This is a genomic window from Janthinobacterium sp. LM6 (assembly GCF_002002885.1).
In the GTDB taxonomy this organism is placed as follows: domain Bacteria; phylum Pseudomonadota; class Gammaproteobacteria; order Burkholderiales; family Burkholderiaceae_D; genus Janthinobacterium; species Janthinobacterium kumbetense.
This window is the reverse complement of sequence record NZ_CP019510.1, coordinates 3,567,229-3,583,620: the sequence shown is the minus strand read 5'-3', so window position 1 is coordinate 3,583,620 and position 16,392 is coordinate 3,567,229. Positions and strand designations below refer to the sequence as shown.

Annotated in this window: 17 protein-coding genes; 8 read left to right on the top strand and 9 right to left on the bottom strand. The window is 65.4% G+C overall.

The genetic code is table 11. The annotated features are described in order from the left end of the window. Positions 1-9: 9 nt before the first annotated feature. The 7 genes from phnE to BZG29_RS15650 form a co-directional block, all read right to left on the bottom strand. Positions 10-807 (bottom strand): phosphonate ABC transporter, permease protein PhnE, encoded by a 798-nt coding sequence (gene phnE / locus BZG29_RS15680; protein WP_077404623.1) that lies wholly within the window; start codon positions 805-807, stop codon positions 10-12. After that, a complete protein-coding gene (locus BZG29_RS15675) occupies positions 804-1,616 on the bottom strand; it encodes an ABC transporter permease (protein WP_077409128.1) in 813 nt (270 codons plus the stop codon). The genes phnE and BZG29_RS15675 overlap by 4 nt, the downstream gene beginning before the upstream one ends. A gap of 17 nt (positions 1,617-1,633) precedes the next feature. Next, positions 1,634-2,446, bottom strand: a complete 813-nt coding sequence (locus tag BZG29_RS15670; RefSeq protein ID WP_077404620.1) for an ATP-binding cassette domain-containing protein — start codon at positions 2,444-2,446, stop codon at positions 1,634-1,636. A 76-nt stretch (positions 2,447-2,522) separates the two neighbouring features. Next, positions 2,523-3,392: a putative selenate ABC transporter substrate-binding protein gene (locus tag BZG29_RS15665; protein WP_077404617.1), complete on the bottom strand. Its 870-nt coding sequence runs from the start codon at positions 3,390-3,392 to the stop codon at positions 2,523-2,525. A gap of 25 nt (positions 3,393-3,417) precedes the next feature. Continuing rightward, positions 3,418-4,482: a selenide, water dikinase SelD gene (gene selD, locus BZG29_RS15660; RefSeq protein ID WP_077404614.1), complete on the bottom strand. Its 1,065-nt coding sequence runs from the start codon at positions 4,480-4,482 to the stop codon at positions 3,418-3,420. 104 nt (positions 4,483-4,586) lie between these two features. Further along, positions 4,587-5,666 carry a tRNA 2-selenouridine(34) synthase MnmH gene (mnmH, locus tag BZG29_RS15655; protein WP_077409127.1) on the bottom strand — a complete coding sequence of 360 codons (1,080 nt, stop codon included), beginning with the start codon at positions 5,664-5,666 and terminating at the stop codon, positions 4,587-4,589. Between the two features lie 79 nt (positions 5,667-5,745). After that, positions 5,746-6,888: an NAD(P)/FAD-dependent oxidoreductase gene (locus tag BZG29_RS15650; protein ID WP_077404611.1), complete on the bottom strand. Its 1,143-nt coding sequence runs from the start codon at positions 6,886-6,888 to the stop codon at positions 5,746-5,748. 89 nt (positions 6,889-6,977) lie between these two features. Between BZG29_RS15650 and BZG29_RS15645 the strand changes: the two genes are divergently transcribed. Further along, complete coding sequence (locus tag BZG29_RS15645; protein WP_077404608.1) at positions 6,978-7,661, top strand: TetR family transcriptional regulator; 684 nt, start codon at positions 6,978-6,980, stop codon at positions 7,659-7,661. Here the strand turns inward: BZG29_RS15645 and BZG29_RS15640 are convergent. Next, positions 7,658-8,347, bottom strand: a complete 690-nt coding sequence (locus BZG29_RS15640; RefSeq protein ID WP_077404605.1) for an LrgB family protein — start codon at positions 8,345-8,347, stop codon at positions 7,658-7,660. The genes BZG29_RS15645 and BZG29_RS15640 overlap by 4 nt on opposite strands. Further along, positions 8,344-8,802, bottom strand: a complete 459-nt coding sequence (locus BZG29_RS15635; RefSeq protein WP_077404602.1) for a CidA/LrgA family protein — start codon at positions 8,800-8,802, stop codon at positions 8,344-8,346. Before BZG29_RS15635 ends, BZG29_RS15640 begins: the two co-directional genes overlap by 4 nt. A 103-nt stretch (positions 8,803-8,905) precedes the next feature. Here BZG29_RS15635 and BZG29_RS15630 point away from each other — a divergent pair, with 103 nt between their 5' ends. The 7 genes from BZG29_RS15630 to BZG29_RS15600 all read left to right on the top strand — a co-directional run bounded on the left by BZG29_RS15630 (position 8,906) and on the right by BZG29_RS15600 (position 16,333). Continuing rightward, the gene (locus tag BZG29_RS15630; RefSeq protein WP_077404599.1) at positions 8,906-9,814 is read left to right on the top strand and encodes a LysR family transcriptional regulator; all 909 of its coding nucleotides are present in this window, start codon (positions 8,906-8,908) and stop codon (positions 9,812-9,814) included. Between the two features lie 26 nt (positions 9,815-9,840). Continuing rightward, positions 9,841-10,665: a glutaminyl-peptide cyclotransferase gene (locus tag BZG29_RS15625; RefSeq protein WP_150130936.1), complete on the top strand. Its 825-nt coding sequence runs from the start codon at positions 9,841-9,843 to the stop codon at positions 10,663-10,665. 39 nt (positions 10,666-10,704) lie between these two features. Further along, entirely contained in the window at positions 10,705-11,601 is an 897-nt protein-coding gene (locus BZG29_RS15620) for a hypothetical protein (protein WP_216350308.1), read from the top strand. Further along, entirely contained in the window at positions 11,598-12,245 is a 648-nt protein-coding gene (locus tag BZG29_RS15615) for a hypothetical protein (RefSeq protein WP_077404596.1), read from the top strand. Before BZG29_RS15620 ends, BZG29_RS15615 begins: the two co-directional genes overlap by 4 nt. 281 nt (positions 12,246-12,526) lie before the next feature. Then, a complete protein-coding gene (locus tag BZG29_RS15610) occupies positions 12,527-14,551 on the top strand; it encodes a ferritin-like domain-containing protein (RefSeq protein ID WP_077404593.1) in 2,025 nt (674 codons plus the stop codon). Next, positions 14,551-15,477, top strand: coding sequence for a DUF692 domain-containing protein (locus BZG29_RS15605; protein ID WP_077404591.1), 927 nt, complete (start codon positions 14,551-14,553; stop codon positions 15,475-15,477). Before BZG29_RS15610 ends, BZG29_RS15605 begins: the two co-directional genes overlap by 1 nt. Beyond that, positions 15,467-16,333: a DNA-binding domain-containing protein gene (locus BZG29_RS15600; protein WP_077404588.1), complete on the top strand. Its 867-nt coding sequence runs from the start codon at positions 15,467-15,469 to the stop codon at positions 16,331-16,333. The genes BZG29_RS15605 and BZG29_RS15600 overlap by 11 nt, the downstream gene beginning before the upstream one ends. Positions 16,334-16,392 lie beyond the last annotated feature (59 nt).

Below are 16,392 nucleotides of genomic sequence, written 5' to 3'. Positions count from 1 at the left end.
AAGTAAAAATTAACGGGTCATGGCGCGGCGCAGCAGGTAGCTGAGGCCATCGACGGCGGCCACCATCAGCAGCATGGCGACGATGACGGTGGCGGCGTTCTGCATCTGGAACAGCGACAGATGGTACTTCAGCATCTGTCCCAGGCCGCCCGCACCGACGACGCCGAGGATGGCGGCGGCGCGGATATTGTTTTCCCAGCGGTACAAGGTGTAGGACATCATTTGCGGGCTGCATTGCGGCAAGGTCGCGTACAGGAAGGCCACGGCGGGGCGCGCGCCGTTGATGCGCAAGGTCGCCGCCGGCAAGGGCGGGCAATTCTCGAAGGCATCGGCAAACAAGCGGCCCAGCACGCCCACCGTGTGCAGGGCCAAGGCCAGGGTGCCGGCAAACGGGCCCAAGCCGGCGGCGATCAGCAAAATCGACGCCCAGACCAGTTCGGGAATGGAGCGCAGCACATTCAACACGCCGCGCGTCGCGTTGCGCGCCAAGTGACCAAAACGGCCGCTGGCGGGCAGGGCCAGCAGCGCGCCCAGGATGGCGGCGATCACCGTGCCGATGGCCGACATGGCAAGTGTTTCAAAGGTAGCAATGCCCACTTTCATCAGGAAGGGGCCGGCCAGCTCGGGCGGGGCGAAGCCGTGCAGGAAGTCGGCGCTCGTGCGCACGGCGTCCGCGCTGAAGAATTCTCCCCATTTCAAGGGCAGGGTGGCGAAGCTGGCGATGACCAGCAGCAACAAACCGGCCAGCAAGGCCCAGGTGGACCAGCGCACAGGCGCAGGGACGGGCAACATCGGTTCCGTCTTCATGCCAGCCTCCGGCGCAGCATGGCCGAGACGGCGTCGGCGCCCGCCACCAGCAGCACGAAGACCATCAGCATGGTGGCCAGTTCATTGCCTGCCATCATCTTCATCGATTCATCCATGCGCTGGCCCAGGCCGCCCGCGCCGACAAAACCCATGACGACGGAGCCGCGGATCGCGCATTCCCAGCGGTAAATCGTGTACGACACCAGTTCGGCGGCCGATTCGGGCAGGGCGCCGTACAGCAAGGCTTTCAAGCGGCCGCTGCCGTTGTGCAATAAGGCGTTGCAGGCGGATGCATCCGACGATTCGAGGATTTCCGCGTACACCTTGCCCAGCATGCCGCAATAGGTGAGTGCGATGGCGATTACGCCCGCCGTCGGCCCGAGTCCCACGATACGCACCAATAACAAGGCCCAGACCAGTTCCGGCACGCTGCGCAGCAGCACCAGCAGCGCACGCACGCAATGGCGCAGCGCGGCGGCCAGCGGCGACACCCGGCCGGAGCCGAGGCGCGAAATCGACAATCGCTCCGTCACCAGCAAGGTCAACGGTATGGCGCCCAGCATGGCCATCGCCATGCCGGCCGTGGCCATGGCGATGGTTTCCCAGCTGGAAATGGCCACCAGCTGCAAAAATTCCAGCGAGTGGGCGGGCGGCACGAAGCTGGAAATAAACTGCCAGGTGGCCGCCAGGCTTTGCGCATCCCATAAAATCCACGGCTTGAATTCCGCCTGCACCAGCATCGGCCACAGCACGAGCAGCACGATGGCGGCGCCGGTCAGGCGGCCGCGCCAGGCGGGGTCGCGCGGCATGGGGGCGTTGGTACTCTTCAGCAAAGGGGCCTCGCGGCGTCCAGCTGCGTTTCCACGGCCTCGAACTGCGGCGCCGTATCGGCCTTGTTGCGGTACAGCTCGGCGATCATGGCGTCGCTGACCTCGCTGGCAGGCAAGTCGAAGACGATCTTGCCGTCACGCAAGGCGACGATGCGCGTAAAGCAGGCGCGCGCGATCTCCACCTGGTGCAGGCTGCAGATCAGGGTGGCGTTGCGCGCCGTCGCTTCCGCTTGCAGCACGTGGATCGTTTGCAAGGCGAGCGTGGGGTCGAGCGCGGATAAGGGTTCGTCGACGAGGAACACTTCTGCATTTGAGACGAGTGCGCGGGCCATGCCGCAGCGTTGGCGTTCGCCGCCGGACAGGCGGTCGACCCGTGCATACAGCTTATCCTGCAGGTTGAATTTACCTAAAGCTTCCCACGCGGCGCGCGGGTCGACGGGCGCGACCAGCGAGCGGATGGCCGTCCACAAGCTCCATTGCGGCAAGCGGCCCGCCAGCACGGCGTTGACGACCCGCTGGCGCGGCGGCAAGGGCGGCGTTTGCGGCGCCAGGAACAGGCGCGCGCGCAAGGCGTGGCGCTCGGCGCTGGCAAGTTGCCAGGGAGAACTGCCGAGTATGCGCAAGCTGCCGGACTCCGGGCGCAGCGCGCAAGCCAGCGTGTGCAGCAAACTGGTCTTGCCGGCGCCGGAAGGGCCGATCAGGGCGATCTGCTCACCCTGGGCCACGTCGAGGTCCAGCTCGCGCAGGGCCAGCGCATTGCCGGCGGCGCCCGCGTGGTGGACGCTGACCTTGTGAAGTTGGAATGTCATGCTATGTGTTGGTGCAAATGAGGGCTGGGGTCAGACCCGGCGGGTCTGACCCCGGATTTCTGCTGCGTGTCGAAAATTACTTCAACAGCTTCGCGTCGCGCGCGGCCGCTTCGATATCCTTGTAATTCTCGGCCTTGGTCGGGATGAACTTGGTGGCGCGCTGCAGTTCGAGGATTTCCTTGCCTTCAGGCGTGGATGGGTCCAGCGCCAGGAAGGCGTCCGTCAGCTTCTTGCGCACGACGGGGTTCATGTCGGCGCGCACGCTCCAGTTGTAATCGTAGTAGCCTGGAGTCGTGTAGAACACGCGCACCTTGCTTGGGTCGACCTTTTTCGCTTCGACCAGCTTTTCCCACACGGAAATGTTCAAGGTGCCCGCATCGACCTTGCCGCCGGCCACGGCGGCCACGGTGGCGTCATGCGCGCCGGAAAACGCGATGCGCTTCATGTCCGTGTCCGGGTTGATCTTGGCGGCCAGCAAGTAGTAGCGAGGCATCAAGTGGCCCGAGGTCGACGATTCCGAGCCGAACGTGAAATTCTTGCCCTTCAGGTCGGACAATTGATTGATGTCCTTGCTGGTGGTCACAAATACCGAGCGGAATTTCGTGTCTTCCTCGCGCTGCACCAGCGGCACGATCTTGCCGCCGCTGCGCACGTTGGCTTGCACAAACGTAAAACCGCCGAACCAGACCATGTCGAGCTTGTGATTGATCAAGCCTTCGACGGACGCCGCGTAATCGGTGACGGGCGTAAATTCCACCTTCATGCCCAGCTTTTTTTCCAGGTAGCTGCCCAGCGGCTTGAACTTGCGCTGCAATTCCGTCGGCGCTTCGTCGGGGATGGCGGATACGCGCAACACTTGCTGCGCCTGCGCCAGGCCGCTGTGGATGGCCAGGGTGGCGGCGACGGTGGCCAGGATGGCGGGGAATTTGTTGGAGAATGTGGTCATGGGACTGCCTTTGAAAGATTGTTCATTAATATACGGAAACCCCGGTATTGCCATCCTGCATCTCGCCGATGACGACGGCGTCGCCAAAGCCTTCGGCGCGGAAAATCGCCAGTACTTGCTCGACGGCTTCCGGCGCGCACGCCACCAGCAGGGGGCCGGCCGTTTGCGGGTCCGTCAGGATCGCCTTGTCGATGGCGCTCAAGCCGTCGTCGAGCTGCACTTGCGCGCCGTAGCCCTGCCAGTTGCGGCCGGACGCGCCCGTGATGTTGCCGTTTTGCGCCAGTTGCTGCACTTGCAGCAGCAGCGGCACGTCAGCCATGGCGATGCGCGCCTGCAACTTGGCGCCGCGCGCCAGTTCCAGGGTGTGGCCCAGCAAGCCGAAGCCCGTCACGTCCGTCAGCGCATGCACGCCGTCCAGCAGGGCCAGTTTCTTGCCCGGGGTATTCAATTTGGTGGTGTTGGCGATCAGCGAGGCGTAGCCATCCGCGTCCAGCGCATTCTTCTTCAGCGCGGCCGACAAAATGCCCACGCCGATCGGCTTGCCCAGCACCAGTTTATCGCCGGCGCGCGCGCCAGCGTTGCGCTTCACCTGCGACGGGTGCACGAGGCCCAGCACGACCAGGCCATAGATCGGCTCGACGGAATCGATGGTGTGGCCGCCCGCGATGGGGATGCCGGCCTGGGCGCAGATGGTTTCGCCACCCTTTAAGATGAGGCCGATGGTTTCCACCGGCAGCTTGTTGATCGGCATGCCCACCAGGGCCAGCGCCATGATGGGCGTGCCGCCCATGGCGTACACGTCGGAAATGGCGTTGGTGGCGGCGATGCGGCCGAAGTCGAACGGGTCGTCGACGATGGGCATGAAGAAATCCGTGGTGGCGATCAGCGCCTGCTCGTCGTTGAGCTGGTAGACGGCCGCGTCATCCGAGGTTTCTATGCCAACCAGCAATTCTTTCGGCAGGGGAAAGCCGCCGCTGCCTTTTAAGATGTCGGCCAGCACGCCGGGCGCGATCTTGCAGCCGCAGCCGCCGCCATGGGCAAATTCGGTCAATCGGATGGGGGTATTTGGTGTTACTGCGCTATCTGACATGGGAGTTCCTGCTGATGTTGTGTACTGCTATGATCATTTTTACCCCAGACGCAAAATCTGGGGTCGGACCCTCAGGGTTCGACCCCGGTATTCTGTCTTTGGGTTCATTGCTTTCCGTCTCCGACGATAGCACATAATGCGCGCGCGGCTTGCTCAAAGGCATGTTCTGAAATGTCGGGCAAGACCAGCGGCGTCGCCTGGGCGTAGCGGCTGAAGTTGCGGGCGATCGATTGCCGGTAGACGGGGTCGTAATGCTGGACCAGCAGTTCTTCCACCAGTTCGGCCATGCGGCCGGCAGTGGCCAGTTGCTGCCAGTGGGCAATTTTCTCCTTGCCATGCAGCTGCGTCAACAGGGCCAGCTGCACGTTCAGGCGCACCGGGTCGCCGACGAAATGTTCATAGTCCTGCATCAGCAATTGCACGCGCTGGGCCGTATCGAGCCGCACGTCCGTGCAGGCGGCCGCGCGCATCTTGTCCATCAGCGCATCGGGCACGCGCAGCCGGCCCACTTTCTTGCTTTCCGATTCGATGAAGACGGGCAGCGCCGGGTCGAAAGTACGCAGTTGCTGCCACAGCGCGCTTTCAAACGCTTTTTGCGCCGGCTGGTCCGCTTCGGGCAAGCCGCCCAGCACGGAGCCGCGGTGGGCCGCCAGGTCTTCCAGGTCGACCACCTGCGCGCCTTGCCTGTCCAGCACTTGCAGCAAACGGCTCTTGCCGCTGCCCGTGGGGCCGCACAGCACGTTGATGAAGTCGAAGCGTTCGGGCAGGGTGGCCAGCTCGGCATTCACGTGGCGGCGGTAATCCTTGTAGCCGCCGTCGAGCTGCGTGACGGGCCAGCCGATGCGCGCCAGGATGTGCGCCATGGCGCCGCTGCGGTTGCCGCCGCGCCAGCAGTACACCAGGGGTTTCCAGTGCTGCGGATGGCCGAGGAAACCGTCTTCGATATGCCGCGCGATATTCTTTGCCACCAGCGCCGCGCCCAGCTTCTTCGCCTCGAAGGCGCTCGTCTGCTTGTATAAAGTGCCGACGCGCACGCGCTGCTCGTCGTCCAGCACGGGCAGGTTGATGGCGCCCGGCAAATGGTCTTCCGCGAACTCGGACGGGCTGCGCACGTCGATGATGGCGTCGAATTCATGCAGGCATGGCAGGATGTCGCTGAAGGGCTGAACTGCGGGGTATTTCATCGTGGCGCGGCTGCTGGGAATGGGGAAAGACGTATTATCCCCGATAAAGGCCGCTGGCGTGGGGCTTTGGCGCCGCCGTTCACACTTCGCGCGCCGGGCCGCCATCTTGCATGCCTGTAAAGAACCGCACCAGGCTGTGCGGCGCATCGTCGTCGAAGCACAGGCGCAGGATGCGCTCGGACTCCGCCGCAGCCGCGCTGCTGCGCACAAACAGCGCCGTTTCATACGCCAGCAAGGCCGCTTCCACGTCGCCCGGCTGCGCGGCAAGCGCCTGCGCCAGCTCGGCGCCGTCCAGCATGGCCAGGTTGGCGCCTTCGCCGGCCGGCGCCATCAGATGGGCTGCATCGCCCAGCAAGGTTACGCCCGCCACGCGCTGCCAGCGGTGGCCGACGGGCTGCAGGTGCACGGGACGGGGCACGGGCGGCGTGTCCGCGTCCGTGATCAGGGCTGTCAGCGCCGGCGCCCAGCCGGCAAACTGGGCGGCGATGGCCGCCCGAGCGGCGGCGGGGTCGGCAAAATCGATGCCGGCCAGCCATTCTTCGGATTTACTCAGGGCCACATACGCATGCAGCACGCCATCGGCTTCGCGGTGGGCCTGGATGCCTTTGCCGGGCGCCAGCGCGAACAGGGCGCCTGCGCCCACGGCGTGCGCGCTGGCCCGGTGGCGGCGGTCGCTGTCGAACAGATACGTTTCAATGAAGGCAATGCCGCTGTAGGCGGGCTGTGCGCTGGAGAGCAGCGGCCGCACCCGGGACCAGGCGCCGTCCGCGCCCACCAGCAGGTCGCTGGCCGCCGTGACGCCATGCGCAAACTGTAAAAGGTGCTGGCCGCCGCCCAGCGTTGCGATACTGGTCAATTTGTGGCCCCAGCGCACGCAGCCTTCAGGCAAGGCTTCGAGCAGGATGCGGCGCAGTTCGCCGCGCGCCACTTCGGGACGCCCGCCCGTGCCATCGTCGCCTTCGTCGTGCAAGACCGTGCCATGCTGGTCGAGCACGCGGCTCGCTTCGCCGCCCGCGTGGATGAGGGCGCGGAAGGCGTCGTGCAAGCCGGCCGCCCGCAGCGCTTGCTGGCCCGTATCTTCGTGAATATCGAGCATGCCGCCCTGGCGGCGCGCTTGCGGCGACGCATCCGCCTCATACACGGTGGCGGCGATGCCGTGGACGTGCAGCACGCGGGCGAGCATCAGCCCGCCCAGGCCCGCGCCGATGATGGCGATATGCATGGTGATCCTTCAGATGGTTTTCAAAACAATAATGGAACAGCGTTCCAGAGGAATTTTGCGGCAAGCCGCCATCTGTGTCAAGATAAGCGATGCCAGATACCGTAGCGACCCCATCACGACGCGCCGACTCGCTGACGCGCGACACCATCATCGATGCCGCCATCGTCCTGCTCGACACGGCGGGCGAGGGCGGCCTGACCTTCCGCGCGCTGGCCGCGCGCCTGGCGACGGGAGCGGGCGCCATCTACTGGCACGTGGCCGACAAGGATGATTTGTTCACGGCCGCCAGCGACGCCATCGTCGTCCGCGCCATGCAGGACGCCCCGCCTGACGATACGCCGCAAGCGGGCATCCGCGCCGTGGCGCTGGCCATGTTCGAGGCCATGGATGCGCATCCGTGGCTGGGCTCGGCCCTATCGCGCGCGCCTGGCCAGCTGCCCACCGTGCGCATCCTGGAGCGCCTGGGCCGGCAGGTCGATGCGCTGGGCGTGCCGCAGGACCGGCAGTGGATGGCGGCATGCGCCTTGCTCAATTATCTGCTGGGCGTGAGCGGACAGAACGCGGCCAATGCCGTCATCGCCCGGGAACGGGGGCTGGAGCGCGCGCATTTCCTCGACACCCTGGCGGGCGCCTGGTCACGCCTCGATGCGCAGGCGTTTCCGTTTGCCCGCAAGGTGGCGGGCCAGCTGCGCGCGCACGACGACCGCGCGGATTTTTTGGCGGGAATCGACCTGATCGTGCATGGCTTGCAGGCGCTGCAAGGGGGCCGCTAGCCCAGCAGATGCCCCAGCAGGGGCGCCAGCAGCACCGTCACGACGCCCGAGAAAATCATCGTCAGGCTGGCCACGGCGCCTTCTTCCGTGCCCACGCGGCGCGCCACGGAGAGTCCAAAACCGTGCGCGGCCGCGCCATACGGGGCGCCGCGGGCGATGCGCATGCGCAAGGGCAGCAGTTTTAATAGCGGTTTGCCCAGCATCAAGCCGAACAAGCCCGTCATCACGACGAAGATGCCCGTCAGCTGCGCCGAGCCGCCCATGTGGCGCGACGCTTCCAGCGCGAATGGCGTGGACACGGAACGAGCCAGCAAGCTGCGCGCCATGTCGCCGTGCACGCCAAATACCCGGTCCAGCAGCAGGGTGGCGGCGACCGATGCCACGATGCCGGCGCAGCTACCCAGCGACAAGGCCAGCCAGTGCTTGCGGATCAGCTTGCGCTCCTGGAAGATGGGCAGCGCAAACGCGATGGTGGCCGGGCCCAGCAGCCACGGCAGCCAGCGCGTTTCGCCGAAATACGTGGCGAACGGCGTCGATGTCGCCTGCACGATGACGATCAATATCGCCGAGGTGCAGATGGCCGGCGTGAGCAGGAAATGCGGATGGCGGCGGTGCAGCGCCTGGTTGGCGTAGAACAGCACCAGGGTCAGCAGCAAAAACAGCAGCGACAGCAGCAGGGTGCTCATGCCGCCGTCCTCGCGGCGCGCCGGCGCAGCAGCTTGTTCAGACGCAGCTTGCGTTCATAGCGGCACACCCATTCCACCGTCAACGCCGTGGCCAGCATCACGCTGGCAAAGCCCAGGCCGATATTCACGAACAGCATCAGACCTTGCGTCTTCAACAGTTGCGTAAATTGCACCACGGACACAACCAACGGTATAAAAAACAGCAGCATGTTGGCCAGCAGCCAGTTGGCGCCCAGTTCGATGGCGGCCGGGCGCACCCAGCCCGCCAGCAGCAGGGCCACCAGCACGAACAGGCCGACGACGCCGCCGGAAAACGGCAAGTGCAGGGCGGAGGCGGCCGCGTCGGCCAGCCACCAGGCGGCGATCAGCACGCCCACTTGCCACATGGTCTGCGCGGGCTGGCGCCAGGCAGGGATGGAGAGTGGGGCGGTGGTGGAACAAGGGACGGCTTTCACGGCGGGCTTTCAAACGGCAGGGGGAGGTTTTCATTGTAGTGAGCCTACATCAAAAGATAAAATGACTTAAACTCATGATTATCATTCGATTTTGGAATGCATCATGGATATCCGCTCCTTGCGCTACTTCGTCGAAGTGGTCGAACAGAACAGTTTTACGCGCGCAGCCAGCAAGCTGCATGTGACGCAACCCACCGTCAGCAAGATGGTCCAACAGCTGGAACAGTCGCTGGACCTGGCCTTGCTGGACCGCGCCGGCAAACGGTTTACCTTGACGGACGCGGGCAAGGTGGTGCTGTCGCGCGCGCATGAGCTGCTGGCCCTGCATGCGGAACTGAAGGTGGAATTGCGCGACCTGCAACATCTGGAACGGGGAGAATTGCGGGTCGGCGTGTCGCCGCAAACGCACTCCACCCTGGCGCCGTGGCTGGCCGAATACCACCAGCGCTATCCGGGCATTGAACTGAAAATGTATGAAAGCGGCACGCAAGCGATCGAGCGCGACTTGCGCACGGGCACGGTGGAGCTGGGCACCATGCTCGACTACCCGGGCAACGCAGCCACCTGGCAAGATTTCGAAGCCTTGCCCCTCGTGCGCTCACCGCTGTGCCTGCTGGCCGCGCCCGGCTCGCCGTGGCAGGGACGCGCTTCCGTCGCCCTGGCCGAACTGGCCGACAGCCCTTTCATTTTCTATGGCGCCGCGTTTGCCCTGAACGACATCGTGCTCGATGCCTGCCAGCGCGCCGGTTTCGCCCCGCGCATCACGGGCCGCAGCGGTCAGTGGGACTTTATTGCCTCGCTGGTGCGGCTGGGCGTGGGCATCTGCCTGCTGCCGAAGATGTATTGCGACACGCTTGATGCCGCGCAATTTGACGTCATCCCCCTGGATGGCCCGCCCGTGGAGTGGAACCTGATGCTGGCCTGGCGCCGCGGCGGGCGGCTGTCGTTTGCCGCCCGCGCCTGGCTGGAGCTCGTCAGGGCGCGCATGACGGACGCGGCACGTTTACAATAGGCACTCGCCAACTTCCGTCCGACCAGATGAACATCAACGCCAAGGTTACAGCCAAAATCAAACGCACGGCAGGCTCGCTGCTGCTGGGATTGTTATGCACCGTGGGCCTGATGAGCGAAATGGGCTACGCCCAGGCCGCCATTCCCGTGTATGGCTATTTCGTCAAGAATACCTATCCGCACGATACCCAGGCGTTTACCCAGGGCTTGCTGTTCAAGGATGGCCATCTGTATGAAAGCACGGGCCAGAACGGCCAGTCGTCCTTGCGCAAGGTGGAATTGACGACGGGCAAGGTGCTGCAGAAAAGCATGCTCGACAAGAATGTGTTCGGCGAAGGCATCACGGATGTGGGCGATGAGCTCCTGGGCCTGACGTGGATTTCGCAGACCGGCTATGTCTTCGACGTGAAGACCTTCAAATTGAAACGCAAATTCAGCTACGCGGGCGAAGGCTGGGGCCTGGCCAGCGATGGCAAGTTCGTCTACATGAGCGACGGCACGTCCGCCATCCGCGTGCTCAATCCGAAAACCCTGGCCGAGGTGCGCCGCTTCGAGGTGAAGGCCGAAGGCCGCCCCATCGAACGCCTGAACGAACTGGAAATGGTCGACGGGCAACTGTTTGCCAATGTGTGGGGCGCGGACGTGATTGCCCGCATCGACCCGGCCAGCGGCAAAGTCGTCGGCTGGATCGACCTGACGGGCTTGCTGCCGCCCGAACAGCGGGGCACGGCCAATCCCGACGCCGTGCTCAACGGCATCGCCTGGGATGCGCGCGGCAAGCGCCTGTTTGTCACGGGCAAGCTGTGGCCCAAGCTGTTCGAGATCGAGCTGATCGAAATCCAGCGCCGTTGATGTTTCCTATCGGACAGTGTTGCTGGCGAGGAATCGTCTATGATGCTGTTCCTTCGCCCCGTGCGACCTTCACAGGATGCCATGCTGTTCTTTCCTTTACACCGCCTGGCGGCCGCCGCCAGCTTGCTGGCCGCCGTCTTGCCCGCCGCGCAGGCGCAAACGCCATACGTGCCGGTGATGCAGCAATACGGCGACTTTGTCGTCACGCGCGACCGCCACGACCCGCTCGTCACTTTATCTTTCCGCAAGCACGGCTATTGGCCCGGCGGCGCGCGCGAAGTGGTGGAAGTGCGGCCCCTCAAGGCCAGGCGCGAAGGCCAGCCCATGCTGCTGGCCTTTACCAAGGGCTATACGGGCCAGGGCACCATCCTCATCGGCGTGCAGAATGGCGAACCGCTGATGCGCCCCCTCAGTCCCATGCAGCGCGACGACATGGTGCGCACGGAGCGCGACCCCGAATGGGGCGTGCCGCAGCCGGGCCGCAGCGAGGTGCTGCTGTTTGCCCGCGACGGCCGCGCGCTCGATACGGACACGGGCGAGCTGCTGTGGTTTGACATGCCGGGCATCGTCACGGGCGATTACGCGCCCGCCATGCTGGTCTCCGTCTCGCCCGACGGACGGCGCGGCGCCTATCTGGCCCGGAGGCTGACCAGCTTGCAGGTCTTCGTCGCCACGCGCGACGACGGCGTGGCCGGCGTCCTGGCCTTGCCACCGGACACCTATCAACGGTGGCTGAAGCCCTTGTCGCAGGCCGCTTCCGAACAGGCGGGCGCCGCCATCAAGGCGCGCCAGGGCCGCACGGATTCGAACCGCATCCGGCGCGAGCTGGAACTGGCCTGGTTCGGCCAGCAATTTCAATGGAAACAAGGCAAGGGCGGCTGGCAAGTGACGGGCCTGGGCCTCGCTTCCGCGCCGCCGGAGGGAAAACAGCCATGAGCATACCTAGACTGATCGCCGGCTGCCTCGCCGCCACCTTGCTGGCCGGCTGCGTGCACGGCGAAATGTTCCCCAAGGATTATCTGGCGCAAGACATTGACAAGCAACAAGCCCTGCTGGAACTGGACGTGGTCTTCGGGCAAGCGCCCGATGACAAGCTGACGTCGCGCGTGACGGCCCGCAATACCGTGGAATACACGGGCGCGCCGCATATCGTCGTGCCGTTCTACCAGAAGGGCCTCGGCTTCGACCAGGGTTTTGCCGGCACCTACATGTTTGCCGTGCCCTATCCGATCGCCAAGGTCGAGACGGCCACGGCCAGCAGCCGCGTCTTCGGCCAGAAACTTGACGGCCAGCAGCCGGGCAGCCCGCGCTACCGCTTCCGCGTGCCGGGCAAGGCGCAGTGGAACAGCAATGAAACCTTCATGCTGGGCTTTGAGCGCAAGGGCCGCCGCGAAGAAATCACTTTCCGTTTCAGCAACGAGCAAAGCTGCCCGTCCGCCTTCCTGGCCACCACGCCAAAATACGGCTTCCCCATCAAGGTGGTCGCCACCTTCAAGGATAACAAAGGCTGCCTGAAAGTATGCGACAGCCGCGACCAGTGGCCCGGCTTCTGCGCCTTCCAGCCGCCGCCCGGCGCCTGACTATCACCATGCAAGCCACGCGCCGGCGTTGGACGGCGCCGCGCTTATACACGCGCGCGTTTTGCCGATTCTATTCAATTGTCATCGAATGACGGCGTAAAACGCTTATTTGTACGCTGAAAACCCGGCTGAATTGACGCAGATCAATACCGCAGCCAGCGCATAAATCTTGCCGCAAAAGTATCTTTCTCAGGCGTATGATTTCTGTGCCGTGAACAGCGCACGCAGATGGCGCGGCGCGGCCCGATATCCGAAACGCATCCTCCCTGTGGAGATACAGAATGAAAATGCCCGTTTTAGGAAGCACCCAGCCCGCCATCACCAGGCGTCCGCTCGACATGCTGGACACCGACAAGGCCGCCGTGCGCGCCATCGCCCAGGCGGCCGTCAGCGTCGAGCTGTTCACCATTCCCCTGTACATGGCCACCATGTATTCGATCCAGGGCACGCACCAGATCAACTCGAAAGGCATCACGTACTACGAAGGCCGCCAGTGGCCGGGCATGGGCACCACGGCGCGGCCCGAACTGAAGGAGCAGAAGGCCTTCAATATCATCTTCAGCGTCTTCATCCAGGAAATGCTGCACCTGCAGATGGCGGCCAACCTGGCCACGGCCATCGGCACGGCGCCGTGCTTCACGGGGTCGGAGCTGCAATCGCAGGACCACGGCTGGACCTGCTATGGCAAGAGCTGCACGCTGATCCCGCACATCGTCGACTTGCGCGATACGGCCGACTATAGCCACGTGCGCGTCAACCTGGAAGAGTTGAACGCCAACCAGTGCGACCTGTTCCTCGCCATCGAGCAGCCGGAAAAGCAGGCCCGCGCCCAGTTGGCCGAGTTCGACAAGCACAACCACACCAAATATTTCCCAGAGGTACCGTTCGTGGGCTGGACGCCGGGCAAGCACGTGCATGATCTGCCCCTGTTCGGCACCATCGGCTACATGTACGAATGCTATGCGCGCTACATCAGCATCGAATACGCGGATGGCCAGACCCTGTGGCAAAAGCTGTTCGTCAACGGTTCGGTGCAGCAAGACATGTTCAACAGCCAGGTGCAGGGCCATGCACGGGCGGAATTTCCCAAGTTCGACACCTGTTTCGGCCCGCAAGACCAGGATGGCGGCCAGACGGGCTCGTTCAACAAGGCCATCGACATGATGGCGGCCATCACGGACCAGGGCGAGGGCAGCGCAACGGCCATCCAGCGCTACCGCCGCGACGCGGCGCAGCGCCTGATGGCCGTGCAGCCCGATTACCGCGAAGACCTGGCCGCGCTGAAGTGCGATTATCCGTCCTACGCGAACAATGGCAAGGATGCCGAATCGCGCGACGCGCAGGCGCGCCACGACAGCGCCCCGTTCGACCACTACGAGCGTTTCGGCCAGGTGAAGGCCATGCTGCCCGTAAAAACCTGGGCCGGCTGGCACCAGGAAGGCGGGCGCTGGAGCGAGGCCATGCTGACCAACGAGCGCTACAACCCGGCCACCGCGCCGAAGAACATCCCCGCGCCGGCGGCCGTGGCGGGCGCCCTGAACCGCCTGAAGGATGCCAGCGGCACATTGGGGATGCTGAGCACGGTCGCCACGGGCGCCATCTACGGCATCACTTCCGTGCTGGACAAGTACTGGCTGAACCAGCAACTGGACTTCCCGTATCCGTCGATGGTGGGCGCGGGCGACCGCATGGCCATCTGCTGGGCCGTGCTGGGCCAGGCGCCGAACCTGGCGACGGGCGTGCCGCTGGCCGAGAAAAGCGTGCTGTACCACGCCTGCCAGGGCATGCACCTGGAGGGCGAAGCGTCGTCCACCTGCGCCGCGCTGGCCGTCTATCACACCTGCCGCGGCTCCAACGGCTGCCATGCCCAGGGCGGCTGCGGTTTTGCCCAGGCCGACACGGGCGGCTCGTCCTGCGGTCACTCGGTCAAGCTTGCCGCATCGCCGGGCTCGCCGTGCTATGTGCCGCCACCGCCGCCGCAGCCCGATAAAGTCTACAGCGCGCCCAGCGACAACAAATGCGGGGGCTTCGGCGGCTGCGCCGTGCCGATTTCGGCCTCGCAGCTGTATCCGAACACCACGGACAAGGAGCCGCCCGAGCCCGCCACCATGACCCTGTACGATTTCGGCCCCGCGCCTGACCACCGCAGCATTCCGCTGGGCCAGAGCATGAGTTTCGCGCTGGGCGACAATGTCTACGACAAGGCCTGGGAAGCCTACGGCAAGGTGATGGCGGCGCGCGGCACGCCGGTGGGCGCGCCGCCGCCGCCCACCGACCTGCGCCTGGCTTTGCCGCCGTCGACCTGATGCGGGCCACGCATGGGGTGCCGCCGCGCCTGGGCCTGCCGAACCTGGGCCTGGGCGTGGGGCTGCGCCCGCCGCACTATGAACACATCCTGCGCCACGGGCCGCAGGTGGACTGGTTCGAGATCATCAGCGAGAACTTCATCGACAACCACGGCTATGCGCGCCATGTGCTCGAGCAGGTGGCGGCGCAGGTGCCCATCGTCATGCATGGCGTCTCGCTGTCGATCGGCAGCAGCGATCCGCTCCATCTCGGCTACCTGCGCAAGCTGCGCCAGCTGGCCGAGGAGATCCGCCCCGCGTGGATTTCCGACCACCTGTGCTGGACGGGCGCCGCCTCGCTCAACAGCCACGACTTGCTGCCGCTGCCGCTGGACGAGGCCAGCCTGCGCCACGTGGCGGGCAGAGTGCGGCAGGTGCAGGAATTCCTGGGCCGTCCCCTGGTCCTGGAAAACCCCAGCACCTACGTGGAATTTGCCCAGTCCAGCATGCCGGAATGGGAATTCCTGGGCCGCCTGGCCGAGGATACGGGTTGCGGGCTCTTGCTTGACGTCAATAATGTCCACGTCAGCGCGCATAACCACGGCTATGACGCGGCCGCCTACATCCGCCAGTTGCCGCACGCGCACATCGTGCAGATCCACCTGGCCGGGCCTACCGTCTGCGGCGCCGTGCTGATCGACACCCACGACGCGCCCGTGCCGGCCGCCGTCTGGCGCCTGTACGCGCTGGCGCAGCGGCTGACGGGCGGCGTGTCGGCCCTGCTGGAATGGGATGCCGGCATTCCCCCGTACCCGCAGCTGCTGGCCGAACTCGGCAAGGCGCGCGCGGCCGAACGGGGAGAATTCGCCGAGGCGGCGCCCGCCACGGCTGCCGCCGCCGTGTCGGCGCCGCTGGGCTTTCACCTGGAGGCTGCCCATGCCCCGTAGCGCCGATGGGGAAGCCCGCGCACCGCTGGCGCAGTTGCAGGCGTGGTTCCTGACGGCGATGACGGCGCCGGGCGGCGCGGCGCGCGGCGTCCAGCTGGCCAGCGAGCGCCATGGCCTGACGCAGGAGCAAGTATTGAAACGGGCCAGGGGCGGGCCGGCGCCGCTGCACATCCATGCGGACGGCTATGTGCAGCGCCTGCTCGAATGCCTGCAGGCCGACTATCCCGTCTTGCGCAAGGTCATGGGCGACGAGCTGTTCGCCTTCTTCGCCCGCGCCTATGTCTGGCGCCACCCGTCCGCTTCCGCGACCTTGTATGACCTGGGCGGCGGCTTTGCCGATTTTCTCGCCGCCAGCCAGCGCGCCGCTGGCGCGCAAGGGGCGGCCTTGCGCTTTCCCGTGGAACTGGCGCAGCTGGAACGGGCGCGCAGCGAGGCGGGCAGGGCGCCGGGCCTGGAAAAGCTGGCGCCGCCCATGCTGCCTTCCGGATTGGACTTGCTATTAGGAAATGCACCGGCCTGGCGCCTGGCGCCGTGCACGCGGCTGCTGGCCCTGTCGTTCCCCCTGTGCGACTATTGGCAACGGGCGCAGGCCGCGCCCGGCGACGCCGTGCCGGCCCAGCCGGAGGCCAGTCCCGCCTTTGTCGCCATTACGCGCATGCATTACCGGCTTGCCATGCACGAGCTGCAGCCCTGGCAGTTTGACTGGCTGCAGGCGCTGGCCGGCGGCGCGCCGCTGGCGCAGTGCGCGCGGCAGGCGGCGCAGTCCAGCGGCAGGGCGGCGGACGAGGTGCTGGCCGACGCCATGCTGTGGCTGCCCATGGCGGCCGCGGCCGGGCTGGTCGCCTGCGATGCCTGAAAAACAAGCGGCGGACGCAAAAAAGGCCGATGAAAATCGGCCTCGATGACAGCTGAATG